The organism is Streptomyces olindensis (genome assembly GCF_040645895.1).
Lineage (GTDB): Bacteria > Actinomycetota > Actinomycetes > Streptomycetales > Streptomycetaceae > Streptomyces > Streptomyces olindensis.
The window spans coordinates 1-15,708 of record NZ_JBEYZD010000116.1 but is presented as its reverse complement, the minus strand read 5'-3'; the positions used below and the strand labels follow the sequence as shown (position 1 = coordinate 15,708).

The following is a 15,708-nucleotide window of genomic DNA, read 5'->3' as shown; positions in this document are numbered from 1 at the left end:
TCCAGGCGGCGTTTCATGCCGCCGGAGTAGGTGGAGGCGGGTTTCCTCGCCGCCTCGGTGAGGTCGAAGCGGTCCAGTAACTCCGCCGCGACCCGCCGTCCTTCGTGCTTGGGCAGGTGGTGCAGGTCGGCCATGAGGAGCATGTTCTCCTCGCCGGTGATCAGTCCGTCGACGGCGGAGAACTGCCCGGTGACCCCGATCGCGGCGCGTACGGCCTGGGCCTGGGTGGTCAGGTCGTGGCCGGCGACCCGGGCCTGTCCGCCGTCGGCGGTGACGAGGGTGGAGAGGATCTTCACGGCGGTGGTCTTGCCGGCCCCGTTCGGACCGAGCAGCGCGAACACGGACCCGGCCGGGATGTGCAGGTCGATGCCGTCCAGGACGGTCTTGTCGCCGTAGGACTTGCGCAGCCCGGTGGCGGAGACGGCGGCCGGGGACGGCCGACCACCCCCCGGGCAGGACGTGGACATGACAGAAGCGGGCATGGGCCCTCCGTGGGAAGAGGCTGGAGTGGGCGGGGGACGCGGTGCTGGTCAGGCCTGGGCGCGGAGGACGTCGATGTTGCCCCAGTTGGTCCGTGCGCGGATCTTCACGCTGTCCTCGGTCTGCTCCGGGGCCTCGGACGCGGCGAGCCTGTTGCGCACCTGACCGCGGTTGGAGCTGACGTCGAGCCAGGCGGCGGTGCCCTGGCGGATGCCGATCTCGATGGAACCGTTGGAGGTCTCCAACTGGACATCGCCGCGGGCGACTTCGGCCACGCGCAGCGGGCCGTTGGTGCTGGTGCCGGTGACCGACGCCTCGGCGTGTGCGATGTCGATGGCGCCGTTGGCGCCGCTCACCCGCAGCTCGCCGGTCACGACGCCGACGGTCGTGTTGCCGTGCGAGTTCTTCAGGACGGCGGGGCCGGCGACGGTGCCGACGCGCACGTGGCCGGTGCTGCTGGTGATCTCGGCCGGCCCCTCGACGCGGTCCACCGTGACCGGCCCGTGTGTCACGCTCAGGGTGAGCGGGCCGGTGGTGTCGAGGCGCACCTCACCGCTGGAGGTCTTCACGCGCACCTCGCCGAGCCGGCCCTCGCCGAGCACCTGGGCCCAGGAGCCGCCGGACACGTCGACGTCCGAGCCCGCCGGCAGCTCGACCGTCACGTCGACGAGACCGTTGGGTCCGAGGAGCGTGCGGCGCCTGGGCAGCGTCCTGATGGTCAGGACGCCGTTCGCGTAGCCGACCTCGGTCTGTTCGGCGGTCCGTACGTCCTTGTCCCGCTTCGGGTCGCGGGGCCGCACCTCGACGACCGTGTCGGCGCGGTCGCCCGCGGTGAACCGGATGGCGGCGGCGGGCACATGGGCGGTGACCGAGATCGGTTCCGGGGTGTCGAAAGAAGGCATGGCTGTCCCGTCCTCTTGAGTCCTTGGGGCGTCCCCACTGGTGGGACGTGGTGTGAAGTGGAGCGAGTGCGAGGGGGTGCGAGTGCGAGGGGTGCGAGTGAGAGGGGGTGCCGCTAGCGCACCCAGCCGGTGAAGCTCTGTCCGATGGTGCGGGCCGTGTCCGTCGTGTGCGGCCGGGCACCGCCGTCGACCGCGGCCGACACGGCGCGCACCAGCCACGCGTTGACCGACAGGCCCTCGCGGGTCGCGGCCTCCTCGGCGCGGGCCTTGAGGTGGGCCGGCAGCCGCAGGTTGACGCGGGCGGTGCCGCCTTCGTCGCCATCGGCGGGCGCCTGCCCCCGGACCGGTTCGGCGGGCGCGACCCGTTCCGCGGGGGCGCTGCCGTAGGTGGGTGGCGGTGTCACCACGAAGTCGGGGTCGAGCCCGCGCAGCCGTACGTCGACCGAGCCCGGGGCGAGTTCGCGGGTGATCTCGTCCATCGCGGCGGAGAGCACGTTGAGCAGCGTCAGCCGGGTCGCCGACTCCAGGGGAGCGGTGAGCCGCTCGGCCAGCTCGCGGGCATCCTCGCCGCCGGCCTCGGCGGCCACCGCGAGTTCGCGGCGGAGGGTGTCGACATACGGGGTGAGGTCCATGACGCCATCATGGCACCACAATGGCGCCACACGCAAGCCTCTTTGGCGCCCTGGACGGAGGCAGGGGGAGGCAGGCGATCTCCGGGCTCTCCACCTGCGACAACGCCGAGACAAGAGGCCTGGCGCCACATGGCACCCCATGGCGCCAAGCGGCATCAGGTGGTGCCACTTGGCGCCATGGGGTGCCATGCCCGCCCAAGGACACGACTAGGGCACGCGCCGGTGCCCCCTCCCGTGGACCAGGTCCGTGCCCAGCGAGGTGCGGCTGTGCCGTACGGAGGCTCCCCGGCGTTCCGTGGTGACCAGGCCCGCCGCGCGCAGTGCGGTGGCGTGGCGGCTGGCCGCCGTCGGGGAGATGTGGAGGCGGGCCGCCAGGGCGGTGGTGCTGTGGCCGATGTCGAGGCAGCGCAGCACGGCGGCACGGGTGGCTCCGAGCACCTCGTCCAGGGCGGCCCCGTGCCGGGATCCGGCCTCCGGTTCCGGAATCCACAGGGGCTTCCGGGCCACCGGGTACACCAGCACCGGCGGAAGCTCGGGGAGGGCGAGCGTGATGGGGTGGTCGTGGCAGAAGAAGCTGGGGATGATCGTCAGGCCGCGGCCGTCCAGGTGGACGTGCCGCTCGACGGGATAGTCGATCTCCAGGACGGGCGGATTCCACCGGGTGGTGGGTCCCAGACCGGACAGCACGCTCTCGCTGCCGTGCTCCAGCACCTCGCGCCCCCGCTGTCCCACGTCGCTCTGGACCGAGGCCGCCGAGGCGGCGGCGTGCGGCGTCACGGCGATGTCGTGGTAGCGCCGCAGCATGGTGCCGAGGCGGCGCAGCGCGGGGAGGCGGCCCGCGGCGATGTCGTCGAACCACCCGGACGGACGGGGCCCGCCGGCGGTGAGGCGGGTGATGTCCGTGCGCAGCCGGTCCTTGCCGGTGGAGAGCACCAGGTCCAGGCCCGCCGAGAAGCCGGGTTCGGCACCCGCGCCGCCGGCCGGGGTGAGGAAGTCCGGGAAGTACGAGGTGCGCGGTGCCAGGGCGGCGAGCATCCGGACCTCGTGCCCCGCGCCGGCCGCGGCCAGGGCCGTGCGGGTACGGCGGTACCACGGCGCGAAGAAGGGATCCGGACGGATCAGCTGGTGCAGGCTCAGCACGGTTTCCCACAGGGCGTCCGGCTGCCTGGCGAGCCGGATGCGCCCGAGGTCCTCACCGGTGACATGGATGCGGAGCACGTCGATTCCCCCGATTCGGTGCCGCTGGTCTCGCAGCGTGCCCGGGAGCGGCGCGGGATCTCAAAGCGGCGCGCCGGGTCACGGTGTCACGTGTCAACACCTGTCGCCATAGCACAACTGCCGTTCGCTGTCCCAGAATTGCGCTACCTCGGGAGAGCTGCCGATCAGCGGCGCCCGGCGGGCAACGTGGTCCGTGTCATCGCCCGGCCCCGAGCAGCGGGGCGTGCGACGAGAGGCCCTGGCGGGCCGCGGCGCTGACCCTGTTCCGCCCACAGCGTTCCACGACCGGAAGGGACACGATTCCTGTGCGTACGAGAACCAAGCTGGCGGTCGCCGTTTCCGCGGCCTCCCTGACCGCGGTCGGTCTGGCCGGCCCGACCTCCGCCTCCGCCTCGACCACGCTCGACCGCACGATCGCGGCCCAGGCGGAGCGCGCCGGTCTCGACCAGCGGGAGGTCGCCGCCCTGCAGAAGCAGATCGACCGGCAGATGGCCTTCACACCGGGTGGCGAGCAGATCGGCGTCAACCAGGTCGCCTGGCGCGGCGGCAAGACGATCATGACGTTCCCGCTGCCCGGCGAGAAGCAGGCCCGCGCCGTGGACGAGCCCGTCGGGACGCTCGGGACGGCCAACTGCTCGTACACCTGGACCTGCCTGTACGAGCACGACGACTACGACGGCCGCCGGCTGACCTGGCAGGACTGTGCCTTCAACAACCTCGCGGACTACGACTTCAACGACAAGGCGTCGTCCTGGCACAACAACCAGACCCGGGGAACGGTGACCCGGGTCTACAACTGGACCAGCAGCGGCTGGTCCCAGATCTGGTCCTCCACCGCCCCCTCGCGGAGTTCCTACGTCGGCAACGCCGACAACGACAAGGCCGACGGCATCCGGGTCTGCTGACGCGCCCACCGGCCTCCCCCGCTCGCCCGGGGGAGGCCGTTTCGCGTGTGCGGCCGGCTGTGTGCTGTGACGGTTGATGCGAGACGGGCGCTTCTACAGTGGGGCCCGCCGGCCCCCTGAGCTGTGCCGCGGCCGAGCCGCGCCGCAGCCGCTACGGAAACGATTCCCTTGGGGGGACCATGGCGAGAAGCGCCCTGCCGAGACGTGTGCTGACCCGGGCGATGGGCGTGGTGACGGCCCTGACGATCGCGCTCACGGCCGCGCCGCTGGCCGGGACCGCGCAGGCCCATCCCGCGCAGTCGGGCACGCTGAGCTTCGGAGGCGAGGCGGGCGAGCCCATGACGGGCGGCCAGTCGTACTCGTACTCGGCCGGTTCGGTCCAGCTGTTCGACGTCCAGGGCAGCACGGACGGCAACGCCCTCACCGTCGCGGTCGACGCGCAGGAGGGCACGCTCTGGCGCCTCAACATCGCCGCTCCCGACGGGCAGCGGCTGACCTCGGGCACCACGTACACCGGCGTGAAGCAGTGGCCCTACGCGCAGCCGGAGGACCCGGAGATGGTGTTCAGCGGGACCGACAACGGCACCGAGAAGTGGTGCAACACCAGCACCGGCTCGTTCACCGTCCAGAACATCTCGTTCGGCCCCTACGGCTACGTCCGCGCACTCGACGCCACCTTCGAGCAGTACTGCAACGGGTCGACGGTGCCGCTGCGCGGTGAGGTGCACGCGGTCATGCCGGAGCCGCCGGCCGAGCTGTCCCTGCAGATGAACACCGCCCCCGAGGGCACGGTCGACGTCCCGGACGGGAAGATCACCGTCGGCGGCACGGTGACGTGCAACAAGCCCGCGAGCGTCGCGCTGTCGGGCCAGGTCTTCCAGATCCAGAAGAAGGCGACACCCGGCGCGTCCTACCAGGCGACCGTGGCCTGCACGCCCGGCGCGCCCGTCCCGTGGTCCGTCACCCTCAGCAGCATCGAGCCCGGCACGTCCTTCCAGCCCGGCACCGCGACACTGCGCAGCAGGGCCCGGGCGGACGACCGCGACTACCCGGTGACGGCCGACACCGGCCAGCAGGAGTCCCAGATCACCCTGTCCAAGTCCTGATCCCGGGACGCGGCAGGCCCCGGGCCCCCGGGTCGGTGACCCGGGGGCCCGCGCGGGTCAGGCCGACTCCCCGACCAGCGCGCCCGTCGCGGCCGGCGCCTGGGTCACGCGGCGGCGCCGGGCCGGCATGCCGATGGCCGGGTGGGCGACGCCCCAGGCCGCGCCCTTGCAGATCAGTTCCTTGTAGACGGCGGCGAGCCGTCCGGTCAGCGCCGCCCCGACGGCCCGGTCGTCGGCGGTGACGTACTGGATGAGGCCTTCCCTGCGGCCCAGCGAGATGCACTGGTTGAAGTAGCGCAGCGGCACGTTCGGGAGCTTCCCGCCGGTCAGGCGGGCCGCGATGGCGTCGGCGGCCTGCCAGGCCATCGGGACGCCCGAGGCGCACGACATGCGCAGCGGCTTGTCGCCGGGGCCCATCGCCAGGGCCGCGTCGCCGACGGCGTACACGTCCGGGTGCGAGAGGGAGCGCATGGTCCGGTCGACCAGGATCCGGCCGGTGTCGGTCACCTCCAGGGTGGTGGCCCGCGCGATCGGGTGGACGGCGAAGCCGGTGGTCCACACGGTGACGGCGGCGGGGATCCGCCCGCCCTCGGCGGTGCCGACGTGGCCGGCCTCGACCGCGGTGACCGCGGCGTGCTCGTGCACGGTGATGCCGAGCCGGTCGAAGACCTTCCGCAGGTGCCGGCGGCCCTTGGGCGAGAGCCAGTCGCCGAGGCCGTCGCGGGCGGCGAGGGCGACGTCGAGGTCCGGTCGGGCCTCGGCGATCTCGGTCGCGGCCTCCAGGCCGGTGAGGCCGCCGCCGACCACGACCACGGGCTGTCCGGCCTCCAGCCGGGCCAGGCGCTCGCGCAGCCGGAGCGCGCCCTGCCGGCCGGCGATCTCGTGGGCGTGCTCGGCGGTGCCGGGGACGCCCTGGTCGTCCCAGCCGCTGCCGAGGGCGTACACGAGGGTGTCGTACGCCAGCACTTCCTCGCTGCCCCGGGCGTCGGTGACGGTGACGGTCCTGCCGTCGACGTCGACGCCGGTGACCTTCGCGAGCTTCAGGGTGACGCCGGTGCCCGCGAACATCTCGCCGAAGGGCCGGGGCCTGAGGTCCTGGCCGACGGCGAGCTGGTGCATCCGGACGCGTTCGACGAAGTCGGGCTCGGCGTTGACCAGAGTGATGGCGACGTCTTCGCGGTGCAGCCGCTTGGCGAGGCGCCCGGCGGCGGTGGCGCCGGTGTAGCCGGCCCCGAGGACGACGATGCGGTGCTGCATGTCCTGGCTCCTGTCGTGAGCAACCGTGAGCGGATTCGCCCCTTGAACCGGGCGGCCCGCGGTTTCCTGACAGGAATCCGGTGTGAAGCAGCTCACACCCTCATCAGAAGGCGGCGCGGAGGAGGGGTTCGCCGTGGTCGGTCGCGGCCCAGTGCGCGGTCGCCCGTTCGAGCTTGTCCGGGTTGACCTGGCTGCGGAACGCGGCGATGCCGTCGGCGGTGACCTCCAGGCAGGTGATGCCGACGACCCGGCCGTCCACGACCGCCACGATGGCCGGGCCGCCGTTGGCGGTCGTGGCGTAGACCTCGGGGGAGCCGCCGACCAGGGCGCGCTTGGCCTGGCTCGGCTTGAACAGGCCCCGCATGAACTTCGCGACCGCGAGGGCGCCCTCGAACGCCTTGGCCCGGGCCGGGACCTTCCCGCCGCCGTCGCCGATCGAGACGGCGTCCTGGGTGAGCAGCCGCACGAGCGGCTCGGTGCGGCCGCTGGTGGCGGCCGCGAGGAACTCCTCGACGATCCGCCGGGCGGCGGCCTCGTCGACCTCGGTGCGGGCCTTGCCGTCGGCGACGTGCTTCTTGGCGCGGTGCAGGATCTGCTGGCTGGCGGCCTCGGTGATGTCGAGGATCGCGGCGATCTCCCGGTGCGGGTAGTCGAAGGCCTCCCGCAGCACGTACACCGCCCGCTCGTTCGGGGACAGGCGCTCCAGCAGGGCGAGGACCGCGTACGAGACCGATTCGCGCTGTTCGGCGGTGTCGGCGGGGCCGAGCATCGGGTCCCCGGCGAGCAGCGGCTCGGGCAGCCACTGCCCGACGTAGGTCTCGCGCCGGGCACGGGCCGAGGTGAGCTGGTTGAGGCAGAGGTTGGTGAGCACCTTCGTCAGCCAGGCCTCGGGGACCTGGATGTGCTCGACGTCGGAGGCCTGCCAGCGCAGATACGTCTCCTGCACGGCGTCCTCGGCCTCGCTCGCGGAGCCGAGGAGGCGGTAGGCGATGGCCTCCAGGCGGGGCCTGGACGCCTCGAACCGGTCCACGTCGTGCAGGGTCATGGCCATGGCCGGGATCCTAACTCCCGTGGCCCGGGTCGTCGTGGCGGCCGTTGCCCGGGGCGAGGCGGCGGTAGGCGGCGCGGGCGTGGGCGAGGCGGGCCAGGGAGGTGCCGACGAGGGCGGCGGTGAGCAGGCAGGCGAGCCAGGTGGTGTCGCGGTGCCCGGCCCAGGTGAGGGTGCCGGCGGGCGGGATGGCGAAGCCGTTGAGGAAGAGCCAGCAGAGCACGGCCGTGCCGGGGGCCGCCGTGAAGCGTGCGCACAGGCCGAGCACGGCGGCCAGCAAGGACAGCGCGGTCAGGGCCAGTTCGGGCCGGTCGGGTCCCGCCACGGTGTTGATGAGCGCCACCAGGCCCAGTGCGCCGGCGAAGGCTCCCGCCCAGACCAGCGGGGTCGCCACGGGCTGCGGGACGGGCCTGGCTCCGGTGGCCAGAGGTATCCACTCGATCATGCCGGCGCTTCCTTCCGAGTTCCCTGGACAGGGATTGTCCCCCCGCGCCGGCTGTTCGTCAGGTGCCTTCAAGCCGTTCTCGCCGACCTCGCCGAAACCGTCGGTCTCAGGCGCCCGCGGCGTTCCGTACGGCACGCGGCGAGGCGCCCAGTTCCCTGCGGCAGGTCTTGTTGAACGCCTGGAGGTCGGGGATGCCGACGGTCGCGGCGACCGCCGGGATCGCCAGGGTCGAGGCGATCAGCAGGTGCCGGGCCCGTGCCATGCGGCGGCGCCGCACGTAGCCGACGACCGTGTGCCCGGTGTCCTCGCGGAACAGCCGCGTCAGGTGCGTGTGCGACACCCCGGCGGCACGGGCGATCTCCGGGACGCTCAGGGGGTCGGCCAGGTGCTCCTCGATGTGGGCCATGGCCGTCCGCAGCGCGGGGTGGCGGGCCCCCGTGGGGTCCTCCCCGGCGTCGGTCAGACCGGTGGTGCGCCACAGCACCGTCCACAGTTCCGCCGAGGCCCGGGCCGGCGACCGCGCGCCCGCCGTGATCGTCTGCCGCAGCAGTCCGCTCAGCGCGGCCGCGTCCGCACCGGCGTCCTGCATCACCGGGACCCGGCGCCTCTCACCGTCGCCCGGCAGCCGGAAGTGCGCGTACAGGTGCTCGCAGCGCGGGGCGTCGTAGTGGAAGTGCACCTCCGTGCCCGGCGGTACGAGGCTCACGTGCCCCGGGCGGATCGGGTGCCGTGCGCCGCCGAACTCCAGGGTGCCGGAGTAGCCGTAGAGGTGGAGCTGCCACAGGTGCGGGAGGCGGAAGACCTCGTGCGGGCCGGCCGAGCCGTGGACGCCCACGCCCGCGTGCACCCGGTCGGGCGGCAGGTCGAGGGCCAGCTCGACATCCGAGGTCATGGTGAAAATCTACCAGCACCCGCCGATTACAACCCACGACTCACACGGCATCCCTCCCTACGTTTGCTTCATGTCAACCACAAAACAGCTGCTGAGCTCCGTCCAGGTGGCGCGGTTCGTGGCGCACGGCTTCCTGCGCCTCGACGACGTCGTCCCGCCGGAGATGAACGAGGAGGCGCTCGGCGTGTTCGCCGCCGGGCTGCCCTCCGTGCCGTACGGCACGCCCGTGCCGGAGGCGTTCCCCGAGGGGTCCTTCGCCCGCAGGCTCGTCGAACTTCCCGCCGTCGCGGGCGCGTTGGAGAGCCTGGTCGGGCCGGACCCGACCGTCGACCACCACTTCGTGCACACCCGTCTGCCCCACGAGGGCAGCGCGCAGCCCCTGCACGCCGACGCGCTCATCGATCTGCGGACCGAGGCGTTCGACGTGCAGCTCATGTACTACCCGCGGGCGGTCACCGCCGAGATGGGCGGCACGCTCGTCGTCCCCGGCAGCCATCTGCGCCGCATCAACGAGTCCGACACCGGCCGCTACCAGAACCTGCGCGGGCAGATCCGGCTGACCTGCCCGGCCGGCACGGTCCTGCTGCTGCACCACGGGATCTGGCACGGCGGCCGGCGCAACGACGGCGACACCGCCCGCCACATGTACAAGATCCGCTTCAACCCGACCGTGCCGCAGGTGCGGTTGTGGGACACGGCGGACCTGCACGCCCCCGCCGTCAGCGAGGAGCTGCGGCGCACGTTCCCCTGGTACGAGCAGGCCACCGGCCGCCTGGAGATCCACAACCGCGTCGGGCTGTGGCGCTCCCTGTCCGCCGACCCCGGCTTCGACATCGACTACTGGGCCACCCGCATCACCAACCGGCCCGCCCTCGCGAGGAGCAGCGCGTGACCACCACCCGACAGCAGGTCCTCGTCCTCTACCTGGACAACTCCGCCCTCGACTCCCCCGTCGTCGGCTGGTCCCGCTACGACGGCACGGGCACCGCCCACCCCACGACCGGCGACAGCGACGAACCCCCCTACCCCACGGGCGTCGCCGCCCTCCAGGACGGCTGGCGCCTCTTCCAGGCCGCCCAGCTCATCCCGCCGTACCCCGGAGCGGAACACGAGACGTCGTTCCTCAAGCACGAGTTCTTCTTCGAGAGGCTTGTGGAGGGGTGAGGGCAGCGGCCCCCGTCCGCCGACGGGGGCCGCTACACCTCAGGCGTCCTCGATGGTGATGAAGGGGTCCCACTGGAAGTAGCCCTTCACGTTGCGGTGGCGGTCCAGGATCTGGAAGTAGAAGTGGTACACGACCTTGCCGACCTTCTTGACGGTCGTGCGCCAGTAGTGGTCCTGGTACGTCTGGTAGGTGAACAGATCCGGCTTGCCCTCGGTGCCCTCCTGCGGTATCGGATAACGGGTTTCGATCAACTCGATCTCCGGCGTCCTGATGAGCGTGTGTCCGGGGTCGCTGCTCACGTACCGGTACAGCAGCGCCTTGTAGTCGCTGCCGAGCGACAGCGTCGTCTCCCGCCACTTGATGGTGTCCCCGGGTTCGGCCCGGAGGTTCAACTCCGCGCCCGAGGTGCCGATGATGTGGTCGTGGCGCGTCGTCATGTAGATCAGGCTGGTGTCGACGTAGGTCGGCTGGTCGGGGTTCCTCGACGCGTTGGGATTCCGTTCGACGATCGTGGCCGCGTCGAACGCGATCATGACGTTGATGTCAGCCATTTCCCTGCTCCTTCTTCTTCGGGACCTTGTAGGCCATCGCCCGCGGGTAGTCGTGCCGGTGCAGGCGGACCCGGACCAGGAGTGGTCCGGCGTTGAGCGGGTCGGTCGGGTCGGAAAGGCGTTCCAGGAGTTCGTCCAGTTCCGCGGCGTGCGCGATGACCGCCCCGTTCGCCGGGGTCTCCCGGCCGGCGAAGACATCCGCGAGGCGGTCGTAGTGCCAGGGGTGCAGGACGTTGTAGTGGTCGGGTTCGTGATCCCGGCCGGCGTAGTACGACGGGTGCACCAGCATCTGCTCGATGCCGTAGAAGTGACCGTTGTCCATGACGAACACCACCGAGCGCAGCCCCAGCCTGGTGTGCGTGGACAGCTCCTGACAGGTCTCCTGGAAGGCGCCGTCGCCGACGAAGACCATCGGGCGGGCCTCCCCGCGCTCGGGTGCGAGGGCGGCGCCGGTGGCCGCGCCGACCGACCAGCCGATGGACAGCCAGCTCACCTGGGAGAGGAACCCGCCCGCGGGCAGGGACAGGTTCATCGAGCCGATGAGGGAGAACGCCGCGTCGGAGACGACCGTCCAGTCCTCCCCGGTCTCGTGGTTCAGGAAGTGGTTGATCCGGTCGAACACGCCGTCGTACGTGAGGTGTTCGCCGTGCCGGCGGGCCGAGCGGGCGCTGCGCAGTGACGCCCGGTGGTGTTCCAGGGCCGCCGGGCGGTGGCCGCGCGGACCGTGGTGGGCGTGGGCCTCGGCGTAGTAGTCGGCCTCCAGGCCCCCGGAGCCGTACGCCTTCACCAGCGCGTCCTGGAGCGCGGGCAGCAGCTGTTCGAGCTGCACGTCGGGGAAGTAGGAGGTGCCGACGCTGACGCCGCCGCGCGCGGCCATCACCCAGTCGTCGCCGACGCACTGCTCCCCGCCGAGGTTCTTCGACGTGGACCAGGCGCCGAGCCCGATCCGGCAGGTGGCCCACTCCTTGAAGACCGCGTGCACGTCGGGGTGGCTGGCCTTGCCGTTGTAGACGCCGTGGAACTGCGGCAGGTCCTCGTCGACGACGGCCTTGGCGCCGACGGTCGTGCAGAACGGCACGCCGGTCGCCTCCACCAGGTCGGTGAGCTGCCCGCCGAGCCGGAACCGGTCGATCTCCTCACCGGCCCACACGATCGGGCGGGGCCTGCCGTCCGGGCCGGGACGCTCCTCGACCAGGGCGAGGACCGCCTGCACGGCATGGTCCAGCATCGGCTGGTTGCGGGCGCTGAACGGCCGGTCGCGGCGGACGAGCGGCGCCTCCGGCGGGGGGCACGGCTCGTCCCACAGGTCCTCCATGACCTCCAGGTAGACGGGCCGCCGCTCGGAGAGGCACGCGGTGAGCGCCGCGTCGATCTGGCCCGGGGCGAGGCCCGGGTTGGAGATGACCTGGGCGTCCACGGTGACCTGCCGGTAGGCCTCCAGGTTGCTCTCGGCACGCGGGCTCATGTGCGAGGTGAGCAGGCCGAGGGCGCGGTAGTTCTGCCACTGCTCGTACGGCGGGGAGGCGTTGATCGCGACCAGCGGGACCTGCTCCACGTAGGCGCCGCCGCAGGCGTTGAGGAGGTTGAACGCGCCGACGCTGTAGGTGACCGCCGCCGCCCCGATGCCGTGGACGCGGGCGTAGGCGTCGGCGGCCTGGCCCGCGCCGCCCTCGGTGGGGGTGCCGACCCACTCGACGTCGCCCTCGGCCCTTAGGGCGGTCAGGAACGGCCCGAGGTGGTTGCCGGGGACGCCGAACAGATGGGTGATGCCCAGCTCGGCCAGGCGCAGGGCGAGATGGCGGGCGACCGTGCACTCCGGTTCGATCGCGGTCACCGGCACTCCTCCCCCGCGTCCGGGCCCGGGGTGGTGACCGGCGGGGCCTGATGGACGGCGAGGGCGGCGCGGACGGCGCTCTCCAGGGCGCCCTCGATCCAGGCGTGCTTGAGGGAGGTGTGCTCGCCGGCGAAGTGCACCGGGCCCTCGGGCCGGGAGACGTCCAGGTGGAAGCTGGTCATCTGGTGCGCGGTGTAGATGGCTGCCTCACCGAAGGCGTAGGGGTCGCGGGCCCAGCTCTTGGTGGCGCCGCGGCCGGTGAAGAACACCTCGATCCGGCGGCCGTGCAGGGCCTGGAGGTTGCGCAGGGCGTAGACGTAGCGCTCCGGGCCGCGCATGGAGTCCCAGCGGGCGGCGTCGTCGGACCAGCAGTACGAGGCGAGGACGACACCGCCGGTGCTGCCCTCGACCCGGTGCGAGGGGTAGTACATGAACCGGTTGGGGTTGTCGGCCGCGGAGCCGCCGCCGAAGCAGTGGGTGGCGGGCCGCACGGCCGGACCGCGCAGCGGCAGGCCGCTGTTCAGCTCCCGCATCTCCTCGGTGACGCTGCTGTCCTTGACGGCGGCGCCGAGCAGGCCGCTGACCGCCGGGGGAGCCCCCGCCTCGGCGATCGAAAGGACCTCACCGGTGCCCGGCTCACCGCCCAGCCGGTAGTACTCGTACAACCCCGGCGCGATGCGGTCGAGTTCCTCCCGCCAGTCGTCCTCGGTGAACTCCCACCACCGGTGGCTGAACTCCAGCAGCACCTTCGTGGCCTGGTCGTAGTGGGTCTCGATGATCGCGCGGCGCTTCTTGTACGACATCGAGGGGACGATCTCCACGAAGCGCAGGGCGGAGAAGGGGATCGTGACGATCGCCAGGTCCGCGGTCCACAGGCGCGGCGGGGCCTGTGGATCGTCCTCGGCGACGGTCTGCACGGCCACGCCCCGGCCGTCGGGTCCGACGGCGCCGGTGCCCTCGGGGTCGGTGTCGCGGCTGGGGTCGTGGAACTCCAGCCGGATCATGCGGTGCCCGAGCCGCACCTCGTCGCGCAGGCCCTCGTACAGGGCGTGCGGCAGGCGCCAGCTGCCGCCGGGTATCTCCCAGTAGCGGACGCCCGGGTTGATGTCGCTGCGGCTGAGGAAGCTGTGGAAGAACGACAGGTGCAGCCGCGAGGACATGTTCTCCAGGGTTCCGACGGCCTCGATCGCCTCGTCGCTGAGCCCGGCGTGGTCGCGCAGGAAGCCGCCCATGGAGTAGCCGTCGAAGTCGCGGATGACCCGGGCCCAGCCCTCGACCCACTCGTCGAGGGGCTTGTTGACGCGCTTGCCGTCGACGACGTCGGAGTAGTAGTCACGCACGCTCTCCAGCGCGTCGTCGACCATCTTCACGACGGGGGCGCGGACTTCGTCGTCGGTGAGGTGGAAGCCCTCGTTGATCCGCTCGGGACCGGCGGCGTAGTCGGCGCGCCGCACCTGGGTGCGGTTGGCGCGGATCCAGGAGTTGCCGCGCTTGTCGGGCTCGCGGAAGTCGGGGCTGTCGTCGCCGTAGGTCCACGTCCGGCCGGTGAAGGACGTGTACGTCACCGGGGGCACGGGGACGTCGGGGCCGCTGCCGGTGCCCGGGTCCACGTCGACGTTGTAGAACTGGCGGCGGCCCAGCCCGAGTTTGTCGACCAGGGCGAGGACGAGCGGGTGGAAGTCGGGCAGCCGCATGGCGCCGGCCTCGGCGTACTGGGCCGGGTCGTCGAAGGGCTGGTGGTGTTTGGTGGCGCGGAAGGTTTTGATGCGGCCGCCGACCCGGCTGGCGTTCGCTTCCAGAATGGTGACGTCGTGGCCGGCGTCCTTGAGTAATCGGCCGGCGACCAGGCCGGTGATTCCGGCGCCGATGACGAGGATCTTCTTGCGCGGGTGGCGGGTGGGGCCGAGGCGGCCCGTGTCGATCAGGGTGTGCAGGTAGTGGAGTTTGAGGTCCTGGCCGTCCGGCCCGACGAGGAGGAGTTCGCGGGCGAGCCGGAGACACGTCTGCCAGCGCGCACGGGTGGCGGAGTTCTCCCGGGAAGAGTCGGTCATAGCTTGCGATCGTAGATATGGAAAAACGGTTCCGTGGTCTCCCGGAACACAAAGTCCGGAAAACGCCGATCGCATCGCTTGGCGGAATTTCAGCTTGTTCGCATTCCTATTCGAGAACGCATGGTTCGGCAGGGGCGGAAGGGAAATGGAATACCCCGGACCAGGAATTCACTTTCGGAATTACGGCATCCTGATCGGCGGCGGCAGGAGCTTCCGGGCGGGGGCCGGGCGCCACCGGGCGGCGCCCGTGCCGTCGCGGACGACGCGGCCGAAGGCCTGGTCACCGAAGTGGAAGGCGAAGGCGTGGGTGCGGGGCCTGAGCAGGCGGGCCAGGAGGGTTTCACGGGCCCTGCGGACCCCGTCGGTGTCCGTGTCGGGCCCGGAGGGCCACTCGGGGTGGGTCAGCTGGGCGGGGGTGTGGAACGCGTCGCCGAAGACCAGCACGTGCCGTCCCCCGGAGGCCGAGATGACGTACGTGGTGTGGCCGGGGCTGTGTCCCGGGGTCACCAGGGCGGTGACGCCGGGCCACACCTCGGCGCCGTCCCCGAACCTGTGCAGCACCTTCGACATCGGGACCATGAATCCGTCCCACGAGGGGGCACCGACCTCGATCTCGCGGCGCCAGAACGGCTCCCACTCGGCGGCGGCCACCAGGTAGTCGGCGCGCGGGAACGCCTTGCGGGGCGCCCCGCCGCCGTCCGTGCGGAAGCCCAGCCCGGTGTGGTCGGTGTGCAGGTGGGTGAAGGCCACCGTGTCGACGGACTCCGGCGGCACCCGCAGGCGGCCGAGCGTGCGCAGCAGCGCGCCCGCGCGGGAGCTGCCGAGCGCCGGGGACAGCACGTTGCCGCCGAGCCCCGCGTCGATCAGCAGCCGTCGCCCGCCCCGCTCGACGAGCACCCCGCCCGCCGAGGCGGCGATCCGGCCGGAGCCGTTCAGCGCCTCGGGGTGCTCGCGCCAGTAGGCGGCGGGCACGGCGGGCAGGAACCCGGCCGGGTCCAGCTCCATCGCGCCGTCGACGACGTACGTGAGCCGCGTGTCGCCGACGGTGAGGGTACGGACGGCGGACTGTTCGTTCAGCGCGCCGAAGAGCGGGGCGGCGGGGCGGTCCGTGGCGGCGTGGGCGGTGGTGGCGTGCACCACGCTGAACAAATGGGGCGCGGGGATCGCGGACACCCTCGCGATCGGCATTCCGTCGGAGGCGGTGCACATGGGCGTGCCCGTG

16 protein-coding genes are annotated in these 15,708 nt (G+C 72.2%); 4 read left to right on the top strand and 12 right to left on the bottom strand.

Annotation, left to right across the window (positions count from 1 at the left end; translation table 11 throughout):
* The 4 genes from ABZ948_RS39015 to ABZ948_RS39000 all read right to left on the bottom strand — a co-directional run.
* A partial coding sequence (locus ABZ948_RS39015; protein ID WP_359767874.1) for an ABC transporter ATP-binding protein occupies positions 1–482 on the bottom strand: 482 nt, incomplete at its 3' end.
* A gap of 48 nt (positions 483–530) precedes the next feature.
* Positions 531–1,382 (bottom strand): DUF4097 family beta strand repeat-containing protein, encoded by an 852-nt coding sequence (locus ABZ948_RS39010; protein ID WP_359767873.1) that lies wholly within the window; start codon positions 1,380–1,382, stop codon positions 531–533.
* Between the two features lie 113 nt (positions 1,383–1,495).
* Complete coding sequence (locus ABZ948_RS39005) at positions 1,496–2,014, bottom strand: toxin-antitoxin system HicB family antitoxin (RefSeq protein WP_359767872.1); 519 nt, start codon at positions 2,012–2,014, stop codon at positions 1,496–1,498.
* A 207-nt stretch (positions 2,015–2,221) separates the two neighbouring features.
* Positions 2,222–3,232 carry an ArsR/SmtB family transcription factor gene (locus ABZ948_RS39000; protein ID WP_359767871.1) on the bottom strand — a complete coding sequence of 337 codons (1,011 nt, stop codon included), beginning with the start codon at positions 3,230–3,232 and terminating at the stop codon, positions 2,222–2,224.
* A gap of 305 nt (positions 3,233–3,537) precedes the next feature.
* Here ABZ948_RS39000 and ABZ948_RS38995 point away from each other — a divergent pair, with 305 nt between their 5' ends.
* Positions 3,538–4,137 carry a peptidase inhibitor family I36 protein gene (locus ABZ948_RS38995; RefSeq protein WP_359767870.1) on the top strand — a complete coding sequence of 200 codons (600 nt, stop codon included), beginning with the start codon at positions 3,538–3,540 and terminating at the stop codon, positions 4,135–4,137.
* A gap of 179 nt (positions 4,138–4,316) precedes the next feature.
* Positions 4,317–5,243, top strand: coding sequence for a hypothetical protein (locus ABZ948_RS38990; protein WP_359767869.1), 927 nt, complete (start codon positions 4,317–4,319; stop codon positions 5,241–5,243).
* 57 nt (positions 5,244–5,300) lie between these two features.
* Here the strand turns inward: ABZ948_RS38990 and ABZ948_RS38985 are convergent, their stop codons facing one another.
* The 4 genes from ABZ948_RS38985 to ABZ948_RS38970 form a co-directional block, all read right to left on the bottom strand.
* Entirely contained in the window at positions 5,301–6,500 is a 1,200-nt protein-coding gene (locus ABZ948_RS38985) for an NAD(P)/FAD-dependent oxidoreductase (protein ID WP_359767868.1), read from the bottom strand.
* A gap of 103 nt (positions 6,501–6,603) precedes the next feature.
* Positions 6,604–7,551, bottom strand: coding sequence for an RNA polymerase sigma factor SigJ (gene sigJ / locus ABZ948_RS38980; RefSeq protein WP_359767867.1), 948 nt, complete (start codon positions 7,549–7,551; stop codon positions 6,604–6,606).
* A 10-nt stretch (positions 7,552–7,561) separates the two neighbouring features.
* The gene (locus tag ABZ948_RS38975; RefSeq protein ID WP_359767866.1) at positions 7,562–7,993 is read right to left on the bottom strand and encodes a hypothetical protein; all 432 of its coding nucleotides are present in this window, start codon (positions 7,991–7,993) and stop codon (positions 7,562–7,564) included.
* Between the two features lie 106 nt (positions 7,994–8,099).
* Positions 8,100–8,885, bottom strand: coding sequence for an AraC family transcriptional regulator (locus ABZ948_RS38970; RefSeq protein ID WP_359767865.1), 786 nt, complete (start codon positions 8,883–8,885; stop codon positions 8,100–8,102).
* 70 nt (positions 8,886–8,955) lie between these two features.
* Between ABZ948_RS38970 and ABZ948_RS38965 the strand changes: the two genes are divergently transcribed.
* Both ABZ948_RS38965 and ABZ948_RS38960 read left to right on the top strand, forming a co-directional pair.
* Positions 8,956–9,777, top strand: a complete 822-nt coding sequence (locus ABZ948_RS38965) for a phytanoyl-CoA dioxygenase family protein (protein ID WP_359767864.1) — start codon at positions 8,956–8,958, stop codon at positions 9,775–9,777.
* On the top strand, positions 9,774–10,049 hold the full coding sequence (locus tag ABZ948_RS38960) for a hypothetical protein (protein ID WP_359767863.1): 276 nt from the start codon (positions 9,774–9,776) through the stop codon (positions 10,047–10,049). Before ABZ948_RS38965 ends, ABZ948_RS38960 begins: the two co-directional genes overlap by 4 nt.
* A 39-nt stretch (positions 10,050–10,088) precedes the next feature.
* On the opposite strand, the gene ABZ948_RS38955 is transcribed toward ABZ948_RS38960, so the two are convergent.
* From ABZ948_RS38955 to ABZ948_RS38940, 4 genes are all read right to left on the bottom strand, one after another.
* Positions 10,089–10,601 (bottom strand): inclusion body family protein, encoded by a 513-nt coding sequence (locus ABZ948_RS38955; RefSeq protein WP_359767862.1) that lies wholly within the window; start codon positions 10,599–10,601, stop codon positions 10,089–10,091.
* Positions 10,594–12,435 (bottom strand): alpha-keto acid decarboxylase family protein, encoded by a 1,842-nt coding sequence (locus ABZ948_RS38950; RefSeq protein WP_359767861.1) that lies wholly within the window; start codon positions 12,433–12,435, stop codon positions 10,594–10,596. Before ABZ948_RS38950 ends, ABZ948_RS38955 begins: the two co-directional genes overlap by 8 nt.
* Positions 12,432–14,486 (bottom strand): flavin monoamine oxidase family protein, encoded by a 2,055-nt coding sequence (locus ABZ948_RS38945; RefSeq protein ID WP_359767860.1) that lies wholly within the window; start codon positions 14,484–14,486, stop codon positions 12,432–12,434. The genes ABZ948_RS38950 and ABZ948_RS38945 overlap by 4 nt, the downstream gene beginning before the upstream one ends.
* Before the next feature lie 180 nt (positions 14,487–14,666).
* Positions 14,667–15,708 (bottom strand): MBL fold metallo-hydrolase (locus ABZ948_RS38940; protein WP_435857786.1); only part of this gene is annotated, 1,042 nt, incomplete at its 5' end.

Coding starts and splice junctions, on each gene's coding strand:
- ABZ948_RS39010 (WP_359767873.1), bottom strand. CDS start 1,382: ATGCCTTCTTTCGACACCCCGGAACCGATCTCGGTCACCGCCCATGTG.
- ABZ948_RS39005 (WP_359767872.1), bottom strand. CDS start 2,014: ATGGACCTCACCCCGTATGTCGACACCCTCCGCCGCGAACTCGCGGTG.
- ABZ948_RS38990 (WP_359767869.1), top strand. CDS start 4,317: ATGGCGAGAAGCGCCCTGCCGAGACGTGTGCTGACCCGGGCGATGGGC.
- ABZ948_RS38985 (WP_359767868.1), bottom strand. CDS start 6,500: ATGCAGCACCGCATCGTCGTCCTCGGGGCCGGCTACACCGGCGCCACC.
- sigJ (WP_359767867.1), bottom strand. CDS start 7,551: ATGGCCATGACCCTGCACGACGTGGACCGGTTCGAGGCGTCCAGGCCC.
- ABZ948_RS38975 (WP_359767866.1), bottom strand. CDS start 7,993: ATGATCGAGTGGATACCTCTGGCCACCGGAGCCAGGCCCGTCCCGCAG.
- ABZ948_RS38970 (WP_359767865.1), bottom strand. CDS start 8,885: ATGACCTCGGATGTCGAGCTGGCCCTCGACCTGCCGCCCGACCGGGTG.
- ABZ948_RS38965 (WP_359767864.1), top strand. CDS start 8,956: ATGTCAACCACAAAACAGCTGCTGAGCTCCGTCCAGGTGGCGCGGTTC.
- ABZ948_RS38955 (WP_359767862.1), bottom strand. CDS start 10,601: ATGGCTGACATCAACGTCATGATCGCGTTCGACGCGGCCACGATCGTC.
- ABZ948_RS38945 (WP_359767860.1), bottom strand. CDS start 14,486: ATGACCGACTCTTCCCGGGAGAACTCCGCCACCCGTGCGCGCTGGCAG.